The organism is Micromonospora sp. NPDC000316, from assembly GCF_042898885.1.
Lineage (GTDB): Bacteria > Actinomycetota > Actinomycetes > Mycobacteriales > Micromonosporaceae > Micromonospora.
In genome coordinates this window covers 216631-240606 of record NZ_JBIAZG010000008.1, presented here as the reverse complement: position 1 = coordinate 240606, position 23976 = coordinate 216631, and the positions used below count along the sequence as shown (strand labels likewise).

Here is a 23976-nt window from a genome sequence, read left to right as displayed (position 1 = left end):
ACCGTGAACACCCACGAGCCGCTCACCCAGCCGGAGGTGCAGGGTTTCGCCGCCCTGGCCGCCCGGCTGGCCGAGAACGTCAACGCGGTGGTGCTCGGCAAGCCGCAGGTGGTCCGGCTGGCGTTGACCGCGCTGTTCGCCCAGGGCCACGTGCTGTTGGAGGACGTGCCGGGGGTCGGTAAGACGACCCTGGCGCGGGCCATCGCGGCCACAGTGAAGGGTGAGTGGCGGCGGATCCAGTTCACCCCCGACCTGCTCCCCTCGGACGTGTCCGGTGTGACGATCTTCAACCAGGCGAGCAGGGACTTCGAGTTCCACCCGGGGCCGGTCTTCGCCAACATCGTCATCGCCGACGAGATCAACCGCGCGTCGCCGAAGACCCAGTCGGCGCTGCTGGAGGTGATGGAGGAACGCACCGTCACCGTGGACGGGGTGCGGCATCCGGTGCCGTCGCCGTTCCTGGTGGTCGCCACGCAGAACCCGGTGGAGATGGACGGCACCTACCGGCTGCCGGAGGCGCAACTGGACCGGTTCCTGGTGAAGCTCTCCATCGGCTACCCCGACGAGGCGGTCGAGGTGGAGGTGCTGCGCGGCGCGACCGTACGCTCCCCCGAGGCGCTCGCCCCGGTCACCGACACCGCCACCGTCGGGGAGATGGTCCGGATGGCGCGGCGGGTGCACATCGCCGAGCCGCTCTACGCGTACGCGGTCCGGCTGGCCGCCGCCACCCGCACCCACCCGCAGGTACGGGTCGGGGTCAGCCCTCGGGGCGTGATCGCGTTGACCCGCGCGGCGTGCGCGTACGCGCTTATCGACGGTCGGGGTTGGATCATGCCGGAGGACCTGAAGACGCTCGCCGAAGCGGTGTTCGCGCACCGCCTGCTGCTCACTCCGGACGCCCAGGTGCGCGGGATGACCGCCGCGGAGGTGCTGCGCCAGGCCATGGCCTCGGTGCCGGTACCGCTGCCGTCGGGGCAGCCCGCCCCGGTGCAGGGCTGACCGGCAGCACCGCCATGGGAATCACCGCCCGGGGGGTCGGGCTGCTCGTCGCCGCCGTCGTCCTGCTGGGCGTGGGCTTTCGGTTCGCGTACCCCGAGTTGACGGTGTTGGGCGCGGCGGCCGGCGCGGCCGTGGGCTACGCGGCGCTGACCGCGGCGTGGCGGCCCCGCCTGCTGGTGACGCGCCGCGCCGACCCGGACCGGGTGGGGCGCGGCGAGCCGGCGAGCATGACGTTGACCGTCCGCAACGCCGGGCGGCTGCGCTCGGCGAACCTGCTGGCCGAGGACCGGTGCGGCGACCGCACGGTGCCGGTGCCGGTGCTGCGGCTGCGACCCGGCCGGGACACCGAGGTCCGCTACGACGTGCCGACCCACAGGCGTGGGGTGGTGCCGGTGGGGCCGCTGCGGGTGACCCGACGCGACCCCTTGGGGCTGGTGGCGCTGGCCCGCCCGTACGGCGGGACGACGCCTGTCTGGGTGCACCCCCGGATCCACCCGTTGACGGCGGTGCCCACCGGGTCGGGGCGCAGCCTCGACGGCCGGGTGGACGGGGTGCCGCACGGGTCGATCACCTTCAACTCGCTGCGGGAGTACGTGGTCGGTGACGAGTTGCGGCGGGTGCACTGGCGTACCAGCGCCCGGGTCGGTGAACTGATGGTCCGCGAGAACGTGGACACCAGCCTGCCCCGCCTTGTCGTACTCCTTGACAACCGTGCCGTCGCGCACCCGGATCGGGTGGGCGGGGTGGCGGAGTCGTTCGAGTCGGCGTGCGAGGCGGCGGCGTCGGTCGTGACCGCCGCGCACCGCGCGGACCTGCCCGTGCTGCTGCTCCTGGTCGGCCCGGAAACAGTCGGCCCGGCGACGGTCGGCGCGGCGACGGTCGGCGCGGCGACGGTCGGCGCGGCGACGGTCGGGCCGGAGCGCGGCGACGCGGTGGCCGGGGCCGCCGGGCCGCCGCTCGGGCCCCTGGATCGGCTGGCCGCCGCCGAACTGTCCACCGACGACGATGCGCTGCGGGCGACCACCACCCGGCTGCGCCAGGACCGGCTCGGCGACACGTTGATCTTCCTGACCGGGCCGGCGGGCCGGGACGAGTTGGGGCACGTCGGGGCGCTGCGCGGCGCGTACCCGTCGGTGGTGGTCGGGGTGTTCGGCGCGACCGAGCCGACGGCTACCGGCGCGACGGGCCTGGTGGTGGTCGACGCGGCGGACGGCGCGCAGTTCGCCGCCGAGTGGGACGGGGTGCGCCGGTGGTGACGGACGTCGGCGCGCAGCGGCACGGCGGTGCGGGCACTGTCGGCGCGGCGGACCCGGAGCCGGACCCGCCGCTCGGCGGCTCGGCGCGTCCGGGCGCCGGCCGGGCCGGGCGGGCGCTGCGGGCGGCCGTCGTGCCGCTGGCGCTGATCGTGCTGACCGCGCTCGCCGGGGTGGTGCTCGGCCGGGTGTACGCGGGTGACCTGCTGACCCGGCTGGTGATCGGTGCGGCGGCCGGGTCGGTGCTGGTGAGCGTGGCCGCGAGGCGGCTGCCGTCCTGGCTTGTCGCGCCGGTGTCGGTGGCCGCGATGGCCGGCTGGACGCTGTGGTCGCTGCGGCTGGCCGCAGCCCACGCTGACCTGCCCGGCGGCCTGTTGGAGGTCAGCGCGGACGCGGCGCGCAACGGCATTCCCCGGCTGCTCACCGCGATGATTCCGGTGGAGCCCACGCCGGACACGGTGCTGGTGCCCGTGGTAGCGGCCTGGTTGGCCGGCCTGGCCGGCGCGGAGGTGGCGCTGCGCACCGGTCGGGTGCTGCTCGGCTACCTGCCGGCGGCGGGGCTCTACGGCGCGGCCCTCTACGTGGTCGGCCCGAACGCCGAACCGGCGATCGGCGCGACGCTGGCGTTCGTCGCGGTCGCGGCGGTCGGCCTGGCGGCGCCGACGGGCACGCCGCCGGCCGGCGGCGATCCGGTCGCCGGCCTCGCCCCCGGGGTACGCGCCGCGGTGCGGCTCCGGCTGACCGCGACGGCGGCCCTCGGCGTGGCCGTGGTGATCGGGTTGACCGCGCTGCTCGGCCCGATGATCGCGGGCCAGGTCGACGGCCGGCCGGTGGATCCGCGCCGGTACGTGGAGCCTCCTCAGGTGGAGACGCTCGACGAGAACCCGCTGATCCGGATTTCCGGCTGGGCGCTGCACCCGGAGCAGAAGCTCCTCGACGTGAGCACGGTGCGCGACGGCGGGCCGTCGCCGAGCGCGGGCGGCACCGCGCCGGGCGACGGGGCCGAGGACCCGGCGAGCGACACCGGCGGCAGCCTCCGGATCCGGTTGGCGGTGCTCAGCGACTACGACGGGGTGACATGGCGGGTCGGCGCGACGTACCGCAACGCCGGTCGGATTCTGCCGGCCACGGCACCGGCCCGGGACAGCACCGTGGAGACCGTGCGACAGCAGATCACCGTCGCCGAGTTGAGCGGCGGGCTGCTGCCCGCCGTGGCGACACCTCGGGAGGTCAGTGGCGCGCGGGTGGCGTACGACCCGGAGACCGGGACGCTGATCCGGCCGGAAGGGCTGACACCAGGGCTGCGGTACACGGTGACGTCGGCCCGGGAGCGCCCGGACGTCAATCTGTTGGCGACGGCGAACGTGCCAGCCGGTCAGGAGGTGGCCCGGGTGCTGCGGGTCGCCGACGGGGCACCCGACCCACTGCGGCGGCTGGCCACGCAGCTCGCCGAGGAGAACGGCGCCCCGTACGCGCGGGCCACAGCGATCGAGCAGTTCCTGGCCGAGCACTACCGGGTGGCGGCGGACGCGCCGAGCGGGCACGCGTACCCGAATCTGGGTTTCTTCCTCTTCGGGCCGCGCAACGGTGGCGGGCAGGAGGGCACGTCGGAGCAGTTCGCGGCGGCGTTCGCGGTGCTCGGGCGGCTCTCCGGGCTGCCGACCCGGGTGGTGGTGGGCTTCGAGTCCAGCGGGCAGGGGCCGGTGCGGGCGGGTGACGCGTACGCCTGGCCGGAGGTGCTGTTCGACGGGCTGGGCTGGGTGGCGTTCGACCCGCTGCCCCGCCCGGACAACGAGCCGAGGCCCGTGGAGGAAGACTTCCGCCCGACTCCTGAGGATCCGCCTCCGTCGGAGGCGCCGGCCCCCACAGTGGAGCCGACCGCGTCGGCGGAACAGGTGGCCGCCGCCCCCGGGCCGGACGGGCGTGGCCTGCCCACCTCGGTGCTGGTGGCCGGCGGCAGCGGTGGCCTGCTGCTTGTGGTCGGCGCGCTGCTGCTCGCCCTGTTGGCGATGCGCCGCTCGTTGACCCGCGCCCGACTCAGCCGAGGCGACCCCAGCGAGCGCATCGCCGGCGCCTGGCGGGAGGTCACCGACGCGTTGCGGCTGGCCGGCCGCCCGGTCGGCGACGACCTGGCGGCGACCGAGGTGGCGAACCAGGCTCGGCAGGCGCTGCTCGACGCCCGCGCCGAACGGTCCGACGGGAGTGTTCCCGGTGTCGACGACCTGGCCGCCCTGCTCAACCAGGTGGCCTTCGCGCCCGACGCCGCCACCGCCGCCGAGGCCGACCGTGCCGGCACGGTGGCCATTACGTACGTGGACGGGCTGCGCACCGCCCGCCCCTGGTGGCGACGGCTGCTCTGGTCCATCCACCCCGGCCCGCTGCGCCGTCGCTGACCCGACCCCGCTGCGCCGCCGCTGACCCGGCCCGGCGCTGAGCCGGCCCGGTGCTGAGCCGGCCCGGCGCTGAGCCGGCCCGGTCGGCGGCGCGAATCCGGCACCGATATTTCACCGTGATCGGCTTGACCTTGACGCTGCGTCAACCCTCCATGCTGGCTGCCATGAGCATCCCCCCAACAACCAGCCAGGGCCAGAAGCCCGTGATCCACGTACAGGGGCTGGAGAAGTCGTACAAGGAGCTGCGCGTGCTGCGCGGCGTGGACCTCGCCGTGGCGCGGGGAAGCATCTTCGCCCTGCTCGGCTCGAACGGCGCCGGCAAGACCACGGTGGTGAAGATCCTTTCGACCCTGCTGAAGGCCGACGCCGGGACCGCAGTGGTCAACGGCTTCGATGTCGCCACGCGGGCCGCCGAGGTGCGCGAGTCGGTAAGTCTCACCGGCCAGTTCGCAGCGGTCGACGAAATCCTCAGCGGGCGGGAGAACCTTGTCCTGATAGCCCGACTGCGGCACCTCAAAAACCCGGGCGCCATCGCGGACGACCTGCTGAGGCGCTTCTCGCTTAGCGAGGCGGGCGCGCGGCGGGTGGCGACGTACTCCGGTGGCATGCGCCGCCGCCTGGATATCGCGATGAGCCTCATCGGGAATCCGCCAGTCATCTTCCTCGACGAGCCGACGACCGGCCTGGACCCCCAGGCGCGCATCGAGGTGTGGCAGGCCGTCAAGGAACTCGCCGAGGGCGGCACGACGGTGCTGCTCACCACGCAGTACCTCGACGAGGCCGAGCAGCTCGCTGACCAGATCGCGATCCTCCACGAGGGCCGGATCATCGTCGACGGCACCCTCGACGAGCTGAAGCGGCTCCTCCCGCCCGCCGAGGTGGAGTACGTCGAGAAGCAGCCGACCCTGGAGGACGTCTTCCTCACCCTCGTTGGCGCCAGAGCAGACAAGGAACAGCGATGAACAAGCACTTCCTCGGCGACACCGCCGTCCTGCTGGGTCGTTCGCTGCGGCACATCGGCCGCAGCCCCGACACCATCATCACCACTGCTGTCATGCCGATCGCCTTCATGCTCCTGTTCGTGTACGTCTTCGGCGGCGCGATCGACACCGGCACCGACTCGTACGTGAACTACCTGCTGCCCGGCATCCTGCTGATCACGATCGCGTCGGGCATCTCGTACACAGCGTTCCGGCTCTTCCTGGACATGCAGGGCGGGATCTTCGAGCGCTTCCAGTCCATGCCGATCGCCCGACCGGCCGTGCTGTGGGCGCACGTCCTGACCTCACTGGTCGCCAATGTGATCTCGCTCGTCGTTGTCGTCCTCGTCGCGCTGGCCATGGGTTTCCGCTCGGGCGCCGGAGTGCTGGCCTGGCTCGCCGTCGGCGGCATCCTCATCCTGTTCACCCTGGCGCTGACCTGGATCGCCGTGATCCCGGGCCTCAGCGCGAAGTCGGTCGACGGCGCGAGCGCGTTCTCGTACCCGCTCATCTTCCTGCCGTTCGTCAGCTCGGCCTTCGTGCCCACCGGCACCATGCCCGGCCCGGTACGCGCCTTCGCCGAGCACCAGCCGGTGACCTCGATCGTCAACGCGATCCGCGACCTGTTCACCGAGCAACCGGTCGGTGCCGACATCTGGACCGCCCTCGCCTGGTGTGTCGGCATCCTCGTCGTCGCGTACGTGTTCGCCACCGTTTCGTACCGCCGCAAGATCTCCTGATGTGATGCGCATCGGGTCGCGAGGAGCTGAGGGCAGGATCAGAGCATGCTGACGATCGGTCAACTGGCCGCGTACGCGGGCGTCACGGTGCGGGCGGTGCGGCACTATCACCAGGTCGGGCTCCTGCCGGAGCCGGAGCGGGACGCGTCGGGTTATCGGCGGTACGGGGCGAAGGCGGTCGTGTCCCTCATCAAGATCCGTACCCTCGCCAACGCCGGCGTGCCGCTGTCCCAGATCGGTCAGATGCTGGAGGCCGACGCGGCGACCTTCGCCGAAGCGGTCCAGCGGATCGACAATCGCCTGCTCGACGAGATCGAGCGACTTGAGACCAGCCGTAAGCAGATCGCGCAGCTCACCGCCGGGGACAGTCTGGCGCTGTCGCCGCAGGTGGTCTCCTACCTCGGTCGGCTCCGGGACATCGGGGCGTCGAAGCGGATGGTGGAGGCCGAACGGGACGGGTGGATCCTGGTCGCGGCCCGCTGGCCCGATCGCATCACCGAGTGGATGCCGTCGAAGCTCGCGCAGCTCGACGACCCGCAGGTCGTCCGGCTCTATCGGGTCCTGTCGGAGATCTTCGACAGCGACGTGCGCGAGGACACGCTGCTGGAGGAGGCCGCAGACATCATGGCCGCCCTCGCCGAGCAGGCCTACAGTTCCGGCGACGTCCTCGACGACGCGGTGCAGGGCGATCTGCCCGACCTTCTGGACGCCCTCGCCGTCGAGACCGACCCGCGGGCGGAGCGACTGCGGGACCTGATGCGTGAGCGTGGCTGGTCCGGTTGGACCCGGACGGAGCGGCTGGCCGAGCCGCCCCACTGAAGCGACGCGGTGCCGGCCACGCTCGGCCTGGTTCCCGCTCAACCGGACCAGGCCGAGCCGGGTCAGGCGGTCAGGCAGTCAGGCGGCGGACGAGCTTGCGCAGGCCGGCCTGCCAACCGTCCGGGTCCTCGGCGCGGCGGCGCGCGTAGTCGGCGACCTCCGGGTGCGGCAGGATCAGGAACCGCTCCTCGGCCAGCCCGGCGATTGCCGCGTCGGCGACCTGGTCCGGGGTGAGCACCGCTCCGGACGCCTCGATCACCCGGGCACCGAGGTGGCCGTCGCGGATCCCGTCGGCGAGCATCGGGGTGTCCACGCCCTGCGGGCAGAGCGCGCTGACCCGGATACCCCGGTCCCGGTAGGTGATGGCCAGCCATTCGGCGAACCCCACCGAGGCGTGCTTCGTCGCGGTGTACGCGGCGTCGCCGACCGCTGTCAGCACGCCGGCCGCCGAGCAGGTATGCAGCAGGTGCCCGCCGCCGCGGGCGAGCATCCCGGGCAGCACCGCCCGGGTCGAGTAGACGTGGGCGAGGACGTTCACCCGCCACGCCCGGTCCCAGGAGGCGTCGTCGACCTCCACTCCCCCACCGGTTGTCACTCCCGCGTTGGCGCAGAACAGGTCGATCCGGCCGAAGCGGCGCTCGGTGTCGTCGACGAGCGCGCGGACCTGGGCCTCGTCGGTGACGTCGAGGGCTGTGGCGTGCGCGACCGGGCCGATGCCGTCCGCCACCGCCTGGGCCGCCTCGGCATTGAGGTCGGCGATGATCACGGCGGCGGCGCCCTCGGCGGCGAACCGGCGGGACAGGGCCGCTCCGATGCCGCCGGCGCCACCGGTGACCACCACGATCCGGTCGGTGAGGTTCACGCGGACGCTCCCGAGGGCTCGGTGCCCAACTGGGCGATGAGGGTGGTCAGGGCGGCGGCACCGCCGGCGGTCACCTCAGGGGTCGGCAGCAGCGCGATGATCGGCACCTCCACCCCGGCGTCGGCGTAGGACTGCACCTGGGCGCGGCACCGTTCGGGTGAGCCGTGCACCACAAGCGCGTCGACCACCTCTTCGGGCACCGCCGCGCTGGCCCCGCGACGGTCACCGGCGGCCCACGCGTCCCACATCGGCGCCAGCACCTCGTCGCGGCCGAGCCAGCGGTGGAACTCGGCGTACGCGGGGACGGTGAGGTAGCTGGTGATCAGCCGGCGGCCGAGCGTGCGCGCGTACGCGGCGTCCTCGGTGGGGCAGACGAAGATCCGGGCGGCGACCTCGAACCCGGAACGGCGCTCGCCCAGCTCGGCGAGGGCCCGTGGCACGTCGTCGGCGCTGAGCCAGTTGAGGATGACTCCGTCGGCCTCCGCGGCGGCCAGCCGGAGCATCCCCGGGCGCAGCGCGGCGAGCAGGATCGGCGGCGGCACTGCTGGCGGCCGTTCGAGGGCGAACCGCCGCACGGTGAATGTGTCGTAGACCTCGTCCACCGTCTCGCCCCGCAGCGCGGCGCGCAGGAAACGCAGGACGTCCCGGGTACGCCGGAACGGCTCGTCGAACCGCACCGCGTTCCAGTCCCGCACGAGCACCGGCGAGGACGCGCCGATGCCGAGCGAGAACCGGCCCGGCGCGGCCTCGGCCAGCGCCGAGGCGCTCATGGCGAGCAGTCCGGGACCTCGGGTGAAGACCGGGGTGATCGCGGTGCCCAGCCGCAGCCGCGGCTGCCAGGCCGCCGCGAGCGCGAGCGGGGTGAACGCGTCGGCCCCGGCGACCTCGGAGGACCAGACGTCGGTGAACCCCGCGCGGTCGAGCGTCGCGTAGACCCCGCTGTGGTCCGCCAGCGGGATCCCACTCAACGGCACCGTCATGCCCCATCGATTCGTCACCGGTCGATCGTGCCCGTTGACGGGGCCCGCGAGCAAGATCCCCGTCCTGGGCAGAATCGCCGGTTCCGCCTCCTGCGGCGGTCGCCCCGGACACCGTCACCGGGCCATCCGCGCAGGGCGATGTGTGGTCCGCTGGGCAGGCTAATCTCGGCCGGTGACCTTCTCCCTTGTCGCCCGCTCCGCCGACGGTCGCCTGCACGGTGTGGTCGTGGCCAGTAAGTTCCTCGCCGCCGGGGCACTCGTGCCGGCCGCCGAGGCCGAGGTCGGCGCGCTTGCCACGCAGGCACACGTCAACCTCGCCTACCGCCCACAGGGACTGGCCCTGCTGCGCACCGGGGTGGCCGCCGCCGACGTGGTGGCCGGTCTGGTCGCCGCCGACGGCGACCGGGCGCACCGCCAGCTCGGTGTGGTGGGGGCCAGCGGTCCGGGCGCGAGCTGGACCGGCCCGGCCTGCCATCCGTGGGCCGGCGGGCGCACCGGCGACGGCTGGGCCGCGCAGGGCAACATCCTCACCGGCCCGGAGGTCGTCGACGCGCTGGCCGACGCGTGGCTCGCCGGGTCGACGTTGCCGTTCGCCGAGCGGTTGGTCGCCGCGCTACGCGCCGGCGACGAGGCCGGTGGTGACCGGCGCGGTCGGCAGAGCGCCGGCCTGCTGGTGGTCGAGCGCGGCGGGGGGTACGGCGGCACCAGCGACGTGCTTGTCGACCTGCGGGTGGACGACCACCCGGAGCCGATCGCCGAGCTGGGCCGGCTGCTCGGCGTGCACACCCTGCTGTTCAGCCGGCCCGACCCGGCGACCCTGCTCGATCTGAGCGGCGCGGTCGCCGAGGAGGTGGCGGCGTTGCTCACCGCGCTGGGCCACCGGGTCGCCGCCGAGGGGCCGCAGGAAGCGTTGTTCTCCTGGGCCGAGCTGGAAAACCTGGAGGAGCGGCTGGTGCCGGGGCGCATCGACCCGGTGGTGTTGACGCACCTGCGTACCGTCGCCCCGCACGTGCCCGCGCCGCGCCGCGCGAGCTGACCCGCCCGGGGCGGGCAGCCGCGCCGGGATGCGATCGCCCTGTCCGCTCAGCCCTGCACCCTCGGCACCAGCCGGTGCACGGCGGTGAGCGCCAACGCCATGACCACCGCCATCGTGCCGGCGATGCCCGCGGCGCTGCCCGCGTACGCGATGAAGAGCGGCCGACGGCCCAGCTCGTCCGGGCCGGTGTCGCGTAGGTCGATCAGCCAGGTCAGGGCCAGCCCGGAGGCGATCAGGGCCAGCACGCCTGCCACGCCGAGCACGACGGCGGCGACGCGGTGCGCGTCGCCGGGCGCGACCTGGGCCTGTTCGCGCTGGGTGATCAGCAGGACCAGCCCGGCAAGCGCCGTCCACACGCCCACCACCAGGTATGCGGCGATCGCGTCGCTGGGCCGGTGCCAGCCGGCGGAGAGGGTGGCCACACCGGCGGCGGCGGCGTACCCGGCGCCGATGAACGCGCCGGCCGCCCGTACCTTGCGGGGCAGGACGAGCATCAGCGCGACCGCCACCGACGCGGCCACCGCGGTGTGCCCGCTGGGGAGGCTGTTGCCCACCCCGGCGCGCTCCGGGTCGAGGCCGTAGTCCGGCCGATTCAACCCGTACTTGAGTAGTTGGGTGGAGACGTTCGCGCCCGCGATGAGCAGGGTGGCGGTGACGGCCAGGGCGATCCGCCCCCGGATGAGCGCGATGAAGCCGATCACCGCGGTGGCGGCCAGCAGGGACACCACAGACATCGCGTTGAGCAGGTTGTCCACCGGCCCGTCGATGCGATCCTGACCGATCTGGTTGCCGGTCAACGCGACCGTGTCGACCCACTGACCGATCCCGGTGTGTACTGCCACCCGCCAGACGGCGAGAAAGGCGGCCGCCTGGACGAGGGCCAGTACGACCAACCAGACCGCGGTCCAACCCCGTGCCGTCGCGCGCATCCGCACACCGTAGCGGCCGGAGCGGACCGGTCGGCTGGTGGCCCACCGCCTGTCTGCGGTTAGGTTGGGACGGGGATGAGGAGGTTGCCGTGGACGGCACACCGGAGCGGGAGTCCGGCCAGGTCAGGCCCGACTCCGACCGGCGGCAGGCAACCGATCCCGGTGGTCTGGCGCCGGTCGAGTCGTTGGCGGATCTGCTGGGCGGGCGGCGCGGAGCCGTCGACGCGACCCTGCCGCCGGTGGCGTTCGCGGTGGGCTGGCTGATCGGCGGCGAGTCGCTGTGGGCCGGGGTCGGCGCGGCGCTGGCCGTCGGCGCGGTGGTGGCGGGCGTACGGCTGCGGCGGGGTGACCGGCCGCGTTCGGTGCTGATCGGGCTGCTCGCGGTGTGCGTCGCGGCGCTTGTCGCGGTCCGTACCGGCCGGGCCGAGAACTTCTTTCTGATCCAGTTGCTGTCGAACGCGGCGAGCGCGCTGGCGTGGGCGGTAAGCATCGTGGTGCGCTGGCCGCTGCTCGGGGTGGTGGTCGGCGGGGCGCTGGGCCAGCGTGCTCGGTGGCGGCGGGACCCGGCGCTGCTGCGCGGGTACGGCCGGGCCAGTTGGGTGTGGACGGCGACCTACGTGCTGCGGGTGGCGGTGTTCGTGCCGCTGTACCTGGGCGGGCAGGTGCTCGCGCTCGTGGTGGCCCGTGTCGCGTTGACCTGGCCGCTGGTGGCGGCGGCGCTTGCGGTGAGCTGGGTGGTGCTGCGCCGGTCGTTGCCGGCGGGGCACCCGGGGCTGCGGCACCCGGTCACCGAGGGCCAGGAGGCTCCGCGCGGTGGGTCGGGGCGGGGCTGAAACCCGGCGGCAGCAGCACTCGCGGGCAGAAAAGTGGAGAGGCCGCCACGGGGGGAGCGGCCTCTCCGGTCAGGTACGTTACTCCGTCGTAGCCGTGGGTGTGATCCCACGACGGACCGAATTTCTGGGCTTTTTCGCGGCAACCTCCACTCCGGGCGGTGGGGTGGGCCGGCCGATCCGCTGCGTCGGCCGGATGACCGACCCACCCCGGCCTGACCGTGGGTGTCAGGCCGTCCGCCGGCCGGGTTCCGTCGTTCCCCCGAACCCGGCCGAACCCCGGGGTGGGCAGGGCACGTCCACCCACCCCGGGTCGTTGTCAGCCGTTCGGGAACAGGCTCCCGTAGTCGGCGTACGCCATGGCGACGTCGGCCTGTGCCCAGAACCGGTGGTAGTTGAAGCTGGGCTCCGCACCACCGTCCAGGTACGCCTGCACCTTGGGCCAGTCCGGGTCGTTCTTGTAGAAGGACCGGATGTCGAGGAAGCTCTTGCCGGCGGCGATGGCGTCACCGTTGGGCATCTTCCCGGTCCAGCCCGGCGGGACGTAGAGGCCCTGCCCGCTGGCCGCGTCGTAGGTGTCGTCGAAGCGCCGGTAGTCGCCACGCTTCTCGGTGGTGGAGACACCCTTGGCGTCGCTGGCGGCGTGGAGCCCGTCGAGCAGACCCTTGGCGGTCGTCTTGGCCGCCGTGTCACCCGACTTGGCCGCGTACGCGATCAGGGTCCGGGCGTAGGCGGCGGCGACGCCGACGTCCTGGCCCTTGACGGTGACCTCGACGTGCAGGTTGGTGTTGGGCTGCGGGTTGCTCGGGTTCCAGGTGGTCGGCTGGCCGGTCCACTTCATGTCCGACGGGATCGACCAGTTGGTGCCGACGGTGGTGTTGGCGATCGCCCACGGCACCCACTTGTCCAGCAGCGCCTTGGCCTTCGCGTTGCCGGTCTGCAGGTACAGCTCGGCGATCCGCTGCATCGACCAGGCCTGCATGCCGAACCACTGGTTGGACGGCGGGTCGTTGTAGACCGGGTCGACGTCGTAGAACATGCCGTAGAAGGTGCTGGTGCCGGCCGGCGGCTGCGCGTAGCTGCCGTCCCAGCTGTTGGTCGCGCCGCCGGCGATGCCGCCCTCGGCCGACTGCAGCCAGGTGTAGAACTCCAGCTGCCGCTCGAAGCTCTTGGTCCAGTCGGCGACAGCTGTCGGCGACTGCGGCTTGAGCTCCGGGGTGTTGGTCAGCGCCCAGGCCGCGAACGGGTTCTGGTAACCGAAGTGGTTGTGGCTGGAGCCGATCCGCCAGGACCAGTTCTGGCTGGTTTCGTACGCGCCACCCCAGGCGTAGTACCAGGACAGCAGGTAGTGCGCCGAATCCTTGCCACTGCCGGCGGGGCAGGTGCTGGCCCCGACGCAGTTGCCGATCTTCTTGAAGTACTTGTCGAACATCGCGTACCGCAGGTAGTCGCCCATCTTGGCGGCCTTCGCCACGGTGGCGGCGACGTCGGCCTGCTTGCCCTGCGCCTTGGCCCAGGTCAGCGCCCAGTACGCGGCCTGCACGGCGCGTGCGTCGGCGTCCGGGGCGTTTGTGTACTTCCACTGCTTGGCGGGGGCGCCGCTGTCCTTGACGAACAGGTCGAGGTAGCCGTACTGACCGCCGTGCTTGAAGGTGTCGCAGGACGGCTGCGGGATGGTCTCCCACACCGACTCCTGGGTGCCCCGCTGGAAGGTGTTGATGTAGGCCGGCTTGGTGGTGCCGTCGCCGCAATGGCCGAAGCCGTAGGTGTTGTCGACGTCGATCAGCCAGTGCATGCCGTAGATGTCGCCGGTGCCGTAGGTCGACTGCAGCTCCGAGCGGAGCGGGTCCTGCCCGACCGGGACGTTCGCGTTCAGCGCCGAGGGGTACTGGCTGGGCAGGTTGTATTCCGCGGCGTACTGCGGGGTGCCGGCGGAGCCGGCGGTGGGCTGGTCGGCGTGGCTCGGGATGATGTACTTCTCCATCACGGTCCACGCGTTGTTGAACGGCGCCCAGTTCTGGGTGACCCGTCCGTAGTTCGCCTCCAGCCAGAGCCAGAAGCTGAACGCCTCCGAGGTGGTCTCGTGCCCGTGGTCGGGCGCCTCGACGATAAGCGTCTCCACCGAGTGGTACGGCACGCCCTCGGGGCTGAAGTAGCCCGAGTTCTTGATCTTGCCGTACTGCTCGAGGAAGCGGGCGATGTAGGTGTTGTCGCCGCCCGGGGTGTCGTTGTCGATCTCGGTGGCGGTGACCGCCAGCGGGGCGAGACCGGTGGCGGAGGCGGTGATGGTGGCGGTGCCGCCGGCGGTGTCGGTGTCCTCCGCCGCGGCGACCGTGACGGTGACCCCGGTGCTCCAGTTGCTCGGGGTCAGCGTGACGGTGGCCGGCGAGACCGTGACATCGGTGTCGCCGGTACGGGTGAGGGTGATCGGCACGTTCGCCGTCGGCGCGGCGCTGAGCTTCAGGTTGAAGGTGGCGGTGCCACCCTCGCTGACGCTCACCGCTGACGGGGTGGCGACAAGTGTCGGGCCGGTGGCGGGGGTGACCGTGAACGCCTTCTCGGCGACCGCGATGCCGTTGGCGTTGTCGTACGCCTTGGCCTGGACCGTGTAGCTGCCGGCCGGCAGGTCTTCCTGGGTGTAGGCGTACGGAGCGGTGGTGTCGGTGTTGATCAGCAGGCCGTTGCGGTAGAACTCGACCTTGCTGATCGTCCCGTCCGGGTCGCTGGCGGTGGCGGTGAGCGGCACGTCGGCCGGCGCGGTGAACGGCCCGGTCGGCAGGCTGAGGGAGACCGTCGGCGGCTGGTTGGCCGGGGTGCCGTTGCAGGGGGTGCCGTTGAGGGTGAACGAGGTGGGCTTCGGGTTGGTCCCCGTGTGGGCGCCGTTGAAGCCGATGGTGGTGGAGGCCCCGGTGCCGAGGTTGCCGTTGTACGACTCGTTTGTCGCGGTGACCTCACTGCCGGTCTGGCTGTACCTGGCCGACCAGCCCTGGGTGACCCGCTGACCGCTGTTGGGGAAGGTCCACTTGAGCGTCCAGTTGGTGACCGGGTCGCCCAGGTTCTTGATGGTGATGTTGGCGGTGAAGCCGGTGTTCCAGTCGTTTGTCGCATAGACCACGTCGCAGGCCGGTGCGGCCTGCGCGGCGCCGGCCGGCAGGGTCACCCCGCCGACGGCGAGCGCGGCGGCGGCGAGGATCGCCACTCGGCGGCGTCGTGCCAGTTGTCTCATGTGCGCGGTGTCTCCTCGGACCAGGCCGGGATGGTCCCGGCGAGGCGCCTGCCCGCGGGTGTGGTGGTGCGCGGGGGATTCGAGGCGCCGGGATGGTGGTCGCCCCGGGCCCGGCCGGGGGTGCGTCGGTGCGGCCCGCGCGGGAGGGGGTCCCGCCGGCTGCGCTCGGGTGCCGCGACCGGTGGTGATGCTGCCGGCTGCCCTCGGCGGACCCACGCCACGCGAGCTGGCTCCTGTCGCGTGGAATCGACAGTGTGCCATGGAAGCGCTCCCACAACAAGCGCGCGGCGGGCCGGATCAGTCAGTTGTTTCGATCTCGTTTTGGGTCTTTCACAAAGGCGTGACGGGCGTTACAGTCGCAACATCGGTCGATGGGAGCGCTTCCATCGACAAAGGTTCCAACTAGAAGATCACCGGGGTCGCCCTCGTGGCGAGCCCGGGGAACCAACCCGAAGGCCGACGGCGGGCCAGCCCGGACGCCGCCGTCAGCCATCATCCCGTCACTGGGAAGGGAGGTGGAACCAGAGCCACTCGCGTGGCCCGGCTCCCGCGCGACACGCACGGCAGGACCCAACATCCGCCCGCGCGTGTGCAGTTACGGTGGGGACGGGGGTTGCCCTCCCCCGTCCCCACACTAAACCCCCGTACACGATGGGAAAAGAGGCCGACGGGACAGGCGTATACACGCCGCCCGGTCGGCCTCGTTCGCTGTCCGGGGCCCACCTCCGCATCAACCCGGCAGCACACGACCGTCAGGACGGCCGACTGACCGGGCCGCCCTCCCCTGACCTATCATGGGAGCGCTCCCGAATCTCGGCGGTGGGCCCCGTATCCACGAGGAGAATCCATGTCGATACCCACCGGGCCTGGCCCGCTGCGCTTCCCCCGCGACTTCGGCTGGGGGGCGGCCACCTCCGCGTTCCAGATCGAGGGCGCCGCCAAGGAGGACGGCCGAGGCGAATCTGTCTGGGACACGTTCAGTCGCGTCCCCGGGCGCACCCGAAACGGCGACACCGGCGACGTGGCAGCCGACCACTACCACCGGTACGCCGAAGACCTCGACCTGATGCGCGACCTCGGGCTGCGCAGCTACCGCTTCTCCATCTCCTGGCCGCGCATCCAGCCCGACGGCACCGGCGCCCCCAACCAGCGCGGGCTCGACTTCTACCGCCGGCTGATCGACGGCCTGCACGAGCGCGGCATCGCGCCGATGGCGACCCTGTTCCACTGGGACCTGCCGCAGGCGTTGCAGGACGCCCACGGCTGGGAGTCCCGCGACACCGCCTACCGCTTCGCCGACTACGCAAACGCGGTCTTCACCGCCCTCGGCGACCGGGTGCCCGTCTGGCTCACCATCAACGAACCCAAGACCGTGGTGCAGAACGGCTACCTCATCGGCCACCACGCACCCGGCCGACAGGACCCGGACGCCGCCTACCTGGTCGCCCACCACCTGCAACTCGCCCACGGCCTCGCGGTCCGCGCGCTACGCGCCACCACCAGCACCGGCCGGATCGGCCCCGCACTCAACCTGCACCCCTGCTACGCCGCCGACGACTCCCCCGAGGCTGCCGCCGCCGCCCAGCTCTACGACGGCTACGAGAACCGCCTCTACCTCGACTCCGTGCTCAAGGGCAGCTACCCGCAGGACGTGCTCGCCGACCTGGGCTCGCGCAGCCGGATGGTGCGCGGCATCCGCGACGGTGACCTGGCGATCATCTCCGCACCGGTGGACCTGCTGGCCGTGCAGTACTACACGCCGATCTACGTCACCGCCGACGGGCGCAGCGAGCAGCGCTGGCCCACCACGGAAGCCGAATGGCAGCAGATCTATCCCGACGGGATGTACGACATCCTGACCCGGGTCACCCGTGACTACGGCCCGATCCCGCTCACCGTCACCGAGAACGGGCTGCCGACCCCGGACACCCTGGCCGCCGACGGCACCGTCGACGACGCCGGCCGGATCACCTTCCTCCGCGACCACCTGGCCGCCGCGCACCGCGCCCTCGCCGCCGGGGTCCCGCTGGAGAGCTTCCACGTCTGGTCCCTGCTGGACAACTTCGAGTGGGCCGAGGGATACGACCAGCGGTGGGGTCTGGTCTATGTGGACTACCCGACCCAGCGGCGCGTGCTCAAGCGCAGCGCCCACTGGTACCGCTCCGTCATCGCCGAGGGCGGTTTCTGAGCGGGCCGCCCGGACGGCCGGGCCCGGACGGCCCGGCTCCGGTGAGCCGGTAACCGTCCGGGTCACGCCCGGACCAGTCAGCGGGGCAGCGCCTGCTGCAACTCCGCCCGCAGCGCGGGGGTGAGCATCTCGCCCGCCTGCTTCGCGAGCCGGGCCATCTCGTAGCCCACCACGCCGATGTCCGCGTCCCCGGCGGCCAGCGTGGCCAGGATCGACCCGTCACGCACCTGCATCACCAGGAAATAGCCACGGCCCATCTCGACCACCGTCTGCTTGACGATGTCGCCGTCGAACATCTGCGCCGCACCGGCGGTGATGCTCATCAGCCCGGAGGTCACCGCGGCGAGCTTGTCCGCGTTGTCGCGCGGCAGGTGATCGGAGATCGCGACAAGCAACCCGTCGGAGGAGACCACCACCGCGTGCGCCACGCCGGGCACCCGCTCCGCGAACGCGCTCACCAACCAACTCAGGTCCCGCGCCTCCTGACTCAACGTCGTCACTGTCGTCGTCCCCCTTCGTCGTGTCCCCAGGAGGGTGACACGGGTATCTCGGTGGTGTCCTCGGCCTCGGCACGCCGTACCCCGCTGTAGAGCCGGGACAGCATGCCGCCGACAGCCGCCGGGTCCAGGTCGACGCGCGGCGGCGCCGACGTCGGCTGGGCCGAGCGGGTGACCGCGGAAAGCTGTGCCATCGGCACCCGCATCGGCAGACCACGCTCGTTCGTGCCGGCGGTCACCGGCGTGGCGGGCGGCGTGGCCGGCCCAAGGTCCGTCGGCCCGACCGGACCCTGCCGGGACCACCAGCCGCCGCCGTCCGAGGCGTCGGCCGGGGCGCCGGCGGGGGCCAGCACGTCCTCGGCGCGTACAGGCACCGGGCGGGCCTGCCGCGGCACGGTGGCCGCCGGCGGGCGACCGGCCACCGGCAGGTCCAACGGGGCGACGGCCGGCCCGCGCGGACCAGCCGGCCGGGAGGCGCCTGCCATTCGCTGCGCTTCGGCACCCCGCGCCGTGCTCGCCGCAAGCATCCGTGCCGGCATCGGCGGACCCAACTCCACAGCGCCGGCCGGAGCCAGCAGGGCGGCGGGCAGCACCAGCCGGGCGACCAGGCCGCCCTGACCGCCGTCGAGCCGCACCTGTACGCCCAACCGGGCGGCCAGGTGGCTGACCACGAACAGGCCCATCCGCTCGACAGCCGCTACGTTCGCGGCCGGCGGGCTGGCCAGCACCGCGTTCGCCTCGGCCAGAGCCGCAGGGGTCATGCCCAGGCCGTTGTCGACGATCTCGATGAGTGCCGCCGACGCCTCGACCCGGGCGGTCACCAGCACAACGGTGTCCGGACGGGAGAAGGCTGTCGCGTTCTCCAGCAGCTCAGCCAGCATGTGCACAAGCTCACCGACGGCGTGCCCGACCACGTTGACGTCACCCACCGGCTCCAGGCGAACCCGCTGGTACTGCTCGATCTCGGCGGCGGCGGCCAGCAGCACGGAGCCGAGGCCGACCGGACGATTCCACCGGCGGGTGGAGTCCGTACCGGCCAGCACCAGCAGGCTCTCGTCGTTGCGGCGCATCCGGGCGGCCAGGTGGTCGAGCTTGAACAGGTTCTCCAACTGCTCCGGGTCGCTCTCCTCACGCTCCAGATCGTCAAGCAGTTCCAACTGGCGCTCCACGAGCACCTGGCTGCGCCGGGCCAGGTTGACGAACATCCCGTTGACGTTGCGCCGCATCCGCGCCTGCTCGACGGCGACGGTGACCGCGCTGCGGTGCACAGCGACGAACGCCTCGGCCAGCTCGCCGATCTCGTCGAGCGAGCGCACCACCGCTGGCGGGACCTCGATGTCGGTCACCCCGCCGGTGACGGTCCGCAGCCTGTCCAGTGCGTCCGGCAGCTCGACCTGCGCGATCCGCAGCGCCTGACTGCGCAGTAGCCGCATCGACCGGGCGACCGACCGGCCGACGAGCAGCGAGATCAGCAGGGCGGCCAGCAGCACAGTGACGATTCCGCCGACGACCAGCAGGGTGGCCCGCAGCTGGCCGGAGCTGGCGTCGTCGGCCTGCCGCACGGCGTCGTCGAGCACCCCCGCCTCCAGCTGCCGCAGCAGCTCCTGGCGTTGTTCGCTTGCCGACCACCACTGTTCCGAGGGCAGCAGGTCCGGTGCGGCGTCACCGACCGGCAGGCTGCGCTCCTCCAACTGGGTGGCGACCACGAACATCGGGTTCACCGATGTCGCGTCGTACCGGCGGATCTGATCGTTCGTGGCGGCCACCCGGAACGCCCCCAGCGCGGTGAGCTGCTGAGCGCGCAGGTCGCTGAGCAGCACCCGGTCCTCGGTGCCGTAGCGGCCGGCGCGGCCGGCGGCGTAGAGCTGGGCCCGGACCCGGGACGACAACTCCTTGACCCGGGCCAGCTGGACGTAGCGCAGCACCGCGTCGCTCAACGCCGGATTTTCCTGACCTGGCGTCGGCTCGTCGAGCAGATCGAGCAGCGCGTCGATGGCCCGGTGGTAGTTGCTCAGGACTGTGTCGTTGCTCAGCACCGCCGGCGGGATGGCCACCCGGATGTTCACCACCTGGTCGTACGCCTCAAGCGCCTCGGAGAAGGCGACCCGCCAGGACGCGTCGGCGTTGGCGAGCGGCTCGGCGGCGCGACGCAGATCCTCGACGGCCCGGTCGACTGCCGACTGCAACGGCCGCAGGGCGGTGGCCGCGGCCTCCCGGTCGCCACCGCGGCGCAGCTCACTCAACTCACCCGCCGAACGGTCGCGCTCCTGCTGAAGCTGGTGCACCACTGCGGTGATCTGCCGGCCGATGCCGACCTGCCGGGCGAAGTCGTTGAGCGCTGTCGTGCGTCCGACGAGGGTGCTTGTCTGCACGCTGGCCAGCACCAGGAACGCCACCGACGGCACCACCAGGACGGTGGCGAGCTTGGTGCTCATCCGCCAGTCGCGTAGCCGGAACGGCGAGCGACGTCGATGCGGGACGACCCGGACGTCGAAGCGGCGTCGGCGGTGGTTCGACACCTCGCCGTTCGCCGGGTCCGGACCTACCGCCACCCTGCCTCCTCCATCGTGCCGCGTCCACCGCGACCCGGGGAGCGCAGTCCATCCAACCAGGCTCGGTAGCGCTGTCAACGGTCCGGGCAGGGCGAAAGTTCAGGAAGGATACTGGGGGTCCGACCGTCCTGTCGTCGTCGGTAGGGACAGCTCATCCGTCCGGCCGATGTCGGCGAGTTCCGCCGCGTCGCCGTAACGGCCCAGCGCCACAAGTGCCGCACCGGTGGCGCCGACCTCGGGGTTGCGTTGGTGCGACACCGGCCGCGGCGCCAGAGTGGCGGCGAACGCCTGGCGCCACCACACCGAGGCGGCCACCGCGCCACCGCCCAGCACCACGTCGACAGGACTGTCGATCGTGGACTCCAGCACCGCGAGGTCGTCGGCGACCAGCTCACAGAGCCCCTGCATGAGGCCGGCCAGGATGTCCACAGCCGTGGTGCTGAAGCTCAGCCCACGCAACTCGCCCGTGCCCGCCGGTGCGATCCCGGGCGCTCGGTCACCGCCGAAGCGGGGATCCGCCGGCCGGCCACCACCGGGCGGCACCAGCGCCAGCGCCGCGTCCAACTCGTCGCCCCGGGGCAACCTCAACTCCCTGTCGGCCCAGGCGAACAGGTTGCCGCCGCTGGAGTACGCCGCCCCGGTCACCACATGGTCGTGGTCTACCCGGTAACGCCAGAGCCGTTCGGGCAGCCGGGGCATGGGATCGCCGGCCGGGATCCGCTGCATCAGGCGTACGGCGGCGGAGGTGCCGACGGTGACCGCAGCCCGGCTCGGGTCGACGCAGCCCGACCCCACGTTCGACGCCCCGCCGTCGCCGACCGGCGGCGACCAGCGGGCCTCGGCCAACGGCGGCCAGCGTCGCACCCAGTCGGGCCGGAGCCGACCGTGCCAGTTCGACTCCCACAGGGGCGGCAGCTCACCGGGATGCGTCCCGGCCAGCGCCAGCGCCTCCTCGTCCCAGCGCAGGCTGCCCAGGTCCAGCAGGCCGGTGCCGGACGCCTGGGAGATCGACATGGGCGCCGCCTCCAGCAGTTCGCCCAGGACGTACTCGGGCAGGCCGACGAATCGGGTGACCGAGGTGCCGGAGTGCTCCCGCAGCCAGGGCAGGCGCACCGACCAGTAGGAACGGTGCCACCAGCAGCCGGTGCGCTGATGGAAGTCGTCCGGGTCGGCCGGGCCCGCTGCGCCGTCGGCCGGCGTCGGCCGGGTGTCGAGCCAGGTCACCACCGGGCCGAGCGGGCTGCCGTCGCGGCCCAGCGGAAGCACCGAGTGCCACTGCGCCGAGATCGCCACCAGATGTACGTCGCGCAGGTGCCCCGCCTCGGCCAGCTCGTCCAGACACTCGACGAGCAGGCCGAGGTAGTCGGGCCCGGACAGCGTGCCGGTGCCGTCGTCGCCGAGGGCGAGGTCGACCTTCCGCCGAGCCAACGCGCCGGGCAGCGGTTGGGCATCGCCGCCCAGCACCAGCCCGCGTACCGAGGAGGTGCCCAGGTCGAGCGCGAGAATGTTCATCGCCGGTCAAGTTACCCGGTGCCGACCGGACGGGAACGGCGGTCCGGCCCGGCACACCGGTAGGGCCGAACGGGTTCCGGGCCCGCAGGCGACCGCGTAGGGTGGTCGCATGCTCGCGCACCTGACCTGCTGGTGGCCCGCCAACCTGGCGGCCACCCCCCGCGCGTAGCTTCATCCACGCGGCCGCCATCGAGGCGGCCGCCGGAACTCCCGGCCCGAATGGCCGCCCTCGCTGGCGGCGCCCGGCCTACGGAGATTCCGATGACCTACCTGACCGACCTGCTCGCCGCCGTCGCCGACGGTGCCGACCCCGGCCCCTTCGCGCTCGTGCGCCGCGAGGGCTCCGACGAGTTGGAACTGTTCACCGGCCCGGTTGGCACCGTCGACCGGCTCGCGGACATCCCGTTGCCGCCCGGCACTCCCGGTGCGCGGACGCTTGCCGTGGTGCCGTACCGGCAGATCGCCGAACGCGGCTTCGCCTGCGTCGACGACGGCGCCCCGCTGGAGTGCCTCCAGGTGCGCGAGCACCTGCGGATCCCCCTGGCCGAGGCACTGGCCGCGCTGCCCGACGAGCCGGTCCGCACCATGGACGTCGCATTCGACGTCACCGACGAGGAGTACGCCCAGATCGTGCAACGGGTGCTCGCCGAGGAGATCGGCCGGGGCGAGGGCGCCAACTTCGTCATCCACCGCACCCTGCACGCCACTGTGCAGGGTGCACCGCTGGTGGCCGCGCTCGCCGCGCTGCGCCGGCTGCTGGTCGCCGAACGCGGCGCGTACTGGACGTTCGTTGTGCACACCGGCACCCGGACCCTTGTCGGCGCCAGCCCGGAACGGCACGTGAGCGTCGACGACGGGCTCGTGATGATGAACCCGATCAGCGGCACCTTCCGGCCTGCCGGCGGCGCACCGGACACCGCGGCGCTGCTGCGGTTCCTCGCCGACCCCAAGGAGGTCGAGGAGCTGTACATGGTGCTCGACGAGGAGCTGAAGATGATGGCCACCGTGGCCGAGCACGGCGGCCAGGTGATCGGCCCGTACCTCAAGGAGATGTCGCACCTGGCGCACACCGAGTACCTGCTCGCCGGGCGGGGCACCCGCGACGTGCGGGAGGTGCTGCGGGAGACGATGTTCGCGCCTACCGTCACGGGCAGCCCGATGGAGAACGCCTGCCGGGTGATCGCTCGGCACGAGGGTCGCGGCCGGGGCTACTACGCGGGGGTGCTGGCCCTGCTCGGCCACGACGAGGCCGGCCGGCAGACGCTTGACGCGCCGATCCTGATCCGGACCGCCGAGATCTCGCCCACCGGCCGGCTGCGGGTGCCGGTCGGCGCGACACTGGTCCGGCACTCGACGGCTGCCGGCGAGGTGGCCGAGACGCACGCCAAGGCGGCCGGGGTGCTGGCCGCGCTGGGTCTCGGCCCGGCGGCGCCCGTCGGCGCCGGCGGGCCTGTCGCGCGGCTGGCCGACGATCCGGCGGTACGCGCCGCGCTCGCCGCGCGTAACGCCCCGCTGGCCCGGTTCTGGCTGGACCAGCGGGCGCCGAACGCGCCGGGGCTGCCGGGTCTGGCGGGCCGCCGGGCGCTTATCGTCGACGCCGAGGACACCTTCACCGGCATGTTGGCCCACCAACTGGGCGCGTTGGGTCTCGCGGTCACGCTGCGGCCCTGGCACGCCTGCGAGCCGGTCGACGGGTACGACCTGGTGGTGGCCGGGCCGGGACCGGGCGACCCGGGCAGCCCGGACGAGCCGAAGATGGTGGCGTTGCGGAAGCTGCTGACCGGGCTGCTGGCGGCCGGGCGGCCGACCCTCGCCGTCTGCCTGGGGCACCAGGTGCTGGCCGGACTGCTGGGCCTGCCGCTGCACCGCCGACAGGCGCCCTATCAGGGGTTGCAGCGGGAGGTGTCGCTGTTCGGCCAAACCCGGCGGGTGGGTTTCTACTCGACGTTCACCGCGCTCGCCGACGTCGACCACCTGGACACCGCGTACGGGACTGTGGAGTTGGCCCGGGACGGCAGCGACGGCGCCGTGCACGCCCTGCGTGGGCGCTGCTTCGCCGGGGTGCAGTTCCACCCGGAGTCGGTGCTCAGCCCGGACGGGCTCGCCGTGCTTGCCGAGCTACTTGCCGACCTGCTCCCGGCCGCACCGGCGGGCATAGCCACCACCGCGCGGGGGTAGGG

17 protein-coding genes are annotated in these 23976 nt (G+C 72.7%); 10 read left to right on the top strand and 7 right to left on the bottom strand.

Annotation, left to right across the window (positions count from 1 at the left end; genetic code table 11):
* Positions 1-3 precede the first annotated feature (3 nt).
* From ACFY2Q_RS18570 to ACFY2Q_RS18545, 6 genes are all read left to right on the top strand, one after another.
* The gene (locus ACFY2Q_RS18570) at positions 4-999 is read left to right on the top strand and encodes an AAA family ATPase (RefSeq protein ID WP_387131654.1); all 996 of its coding nucleotides are present in this window, start codon (positions 4-6) and stop codon (positions 997-999) included.
* 14 nt (positions 1000-1013) lie between these two features.
* A complete protein-coding gene (locus ACFY2Q_RS18565) occupies positions 1014-2255 on the top strand; it encodes a DUF58 domain-containing protein (RefSeq protein ID WP_387131652.1) in 1242 nt (413 codons plus the stop codon).
* Positions 2249-4645 (top strand): DUF3488 and transglutaminase-like domain-containing protein, encoded by a 2397-nt coding sequence (locus tag ACFY2Q_RS18560; protein WP_387131651.1) that lies wholly within the window; start codon positions 2249-2251, stop codon positions 4643-4645. Before ACFY2Q_RS18565 ends, ACFY2Q_RS18560 begins: the two co-directional genes overlap by 7 nt.
* A 164-nt stretch (positions 4646-4809) precedes the next feature.
* Complete coding sequence (locus tag ACFY2Q_RS18555; protein WP_387131650.1) at positions 4810-5607, top strand: ABC transporter ATP-binding protein; 798 nt, start codon at positions 4810-4812, stop codon at positions 5605-5607.
* Entirely contained in the window at positions 5604-6365 is a 762-nt protein-coding gene (locus tag ACFY2Q_RS18550) for an ABC transporter permease (protein ID WP_387131648.1), read from the top strand. Before ACFY2Q_RS18555 ends, ACFY2Q_RS18550 begins: the two co-directional genes overlap by 4 nt.
* A 45-nt stretch (positions 6366-6410) precedes the next feature.
* On the top strand, positions 6411-7184 hold the full coding sequence (locus tag ACFY2Q_RS18545) for a MerR family transcriptional regulator (RefSeq protein ID WP_387131647.1): 774 nt from the start codon (positions 6411-6413) through the stop codon (positions 7182-7184).
* Between the two features lie 70 nt (positions 7185-7254).
* Here the strand turns inward: ACFY2Q_RS18545 and ACFY2Q_RS18540 are convergent, their stop codons facing one another.
* Together ACFY2Q_RS18540 and ACFY2Q_RS18535 are read right to left on the bottom strand one after the other, a co-directional pair.
* The gene (locus ACFY2Q_RS18540; protein ID WP_387131646.1) at positions 7255-8046 is read right to left on the bottom strand and encodes an SDR family oxidoreductase; all 792 of its coding nucleotides are present in this window, start codon (positions 8044-8046) and stop codon (positions 7255-7257) included.
* Complete coding sequence (locus ACFY2Q_RS18535; RefSeq protein WP_387131684.1) at positions 8043-9026, bottom strand: LLM class F420-dependent oxidoreductase; 984 nt, start codon at positions 9024-9026, stop codon at positions 8043-8045. The genes ACFY2Q_RS18540 and ACFY2Q_RS18535 overlap by 4 nt, the downstream gene beginning before the upstream one ends.
* A 172-nt stretch (positions 9027-9198) precedes the next feature.
* Between ACFY2Q_RS18535 and ACFY2Q_RS18530 the strand changes: the two genes are divergently transcribed.
* A complete protein-coding gene (locus tag ACFY2Q_RS18530) occupies positions 9199-10062 on the top strand; it encodes a DUF1028 domain-containing protein (protein WP_387131645.1) in 864 nt (287 codons plus the stop codon).
* Between the two features lie 47 nt (positions 10063-10109).
* Here ACFY2Q_RS18530 and ACFY2Q_RS18525 read toward each other — a convergent pair whose 3' ends face one another.
* Complete coding sequence (locus ACFY2Q_RS18525; RefSeq protein WP_387131643.1) at positions 10110-10997, bottom strand: phosphatase PAP2 family protein; 888 nt, start codon at positions 10995-10997, stop codon at positions 10110-10112.
* 161 nt (positions 10998-11158) lie between these two features.
* Between ACFY2Q_RS18525 and ACFY2Q_RS18520 the strand changes: the two genes are divergently transcribed.
* Positions 11159-11824 (top strand): DUF3159 domain-containing protein, encoded by a 666-nt coding sequence (locus tag ACFY2Q_RS18520; RefSeq protein ID WP_387131683.1) that lies wholly within the window; start codon positions 11159-11161, stop codon positions 11822-11824.
* Positions 11825-12140: 316 nt separating this feature from the next.
* Here ACFY2Q_RS18520 and ACFY2Q_RS18515 read toward each other — a convergent pair whose 3' ends face one another.
* On the bottom strand, positions 12141-15047 hold the full coding sequence (locus tag ACFY2Q_RS18515) for a glycoside hydrolase family 48 protein (protein WP_387131641.1): 2907 nt from the start codon (positions 15045-15047) through the stop codon (positions 12141-12143).
* 847 nt (positions 15048-15894) lie between these two features.
* Between ACFY2Q_RS18515 and ACFY2Q_RS18510 the strand changes: the two genes are divergently transcribed.
* On the top strand, positions 15895-17235 hold the full coding sequence (locus tag ACFY2Q_RS18510) for a GH1 family beta-glucosidase (protein ID WP_387131639.1): 1341 nt from the start codon (positions 15895-15897) through the stop codon (positions 17233-17235).
* A 77-nt stretch (positions 17236-17312) separates the two neighbouring features.
* Here the strand turns inward: ACFY2Q_RS18510 and ACFY2Q_RS18505 are convergent, their stop codons facing one another.
* From ACFY2Q_RS18505 to ACFY2Q_RS18495, 3 genes are all read right to left on the bottom strand, one after another.
* The gene (locus ACFY2Q_RS18505) at positions 17313-17726 is read right to left on the bottom strand and encodes a roadblock/LC7 domain-containing protein (RefSeq protein WP_199177284.1); all 414 of its coding nucleotides are present in this window, start codon (positions 17724-17726) and stop codon (positions 17313-17315) included.
* 5 nt (positions 17727-17731) lie between these two features.
* Positions 17732-20284, bottom strand: coding sequence for a nitrate- and nitrite sensing domain-containing protein (locus ACFY2Q_RS18500; protein WP_387131638.1), 2553 nt, complete (start codon positions 20282-20284; stop codon positions 17732-17734).
* A gap of 99 nt (positions 20285-20383) precedes the next feature.
* Positions 20384-21796 (bottom strand): FGGY family carbohydrate kinase, encoded by a 1413-nt coding sequence (locus ACFY2Q_RS18495; RefSeq protein WP_387131637.1) that lies wholly within the window; start codon positions 21794-21796, stop codon positions 20384-20386.
* Between the two features lie 261 nt (positions 21797-22057).
* On the opposite strand from ACFY2Q_RS18495, the gene ACFY2Q_RS18490 reads away from it, so the two are divergent.
* Positions 22058-23974 (top strand): anthranilate synthase family protein, encoded by a 1917-nt coding sequence (locus tag ACFY2Q_RS18490; RefSeq protein ID WP_387131636.1) that lies wholly within the window; start codon positions 22058-22060, stop codon positions 23972-23974.
* The last annotated feature ends 2 nt before the right edge of the window (positions 23975-23976 follow it).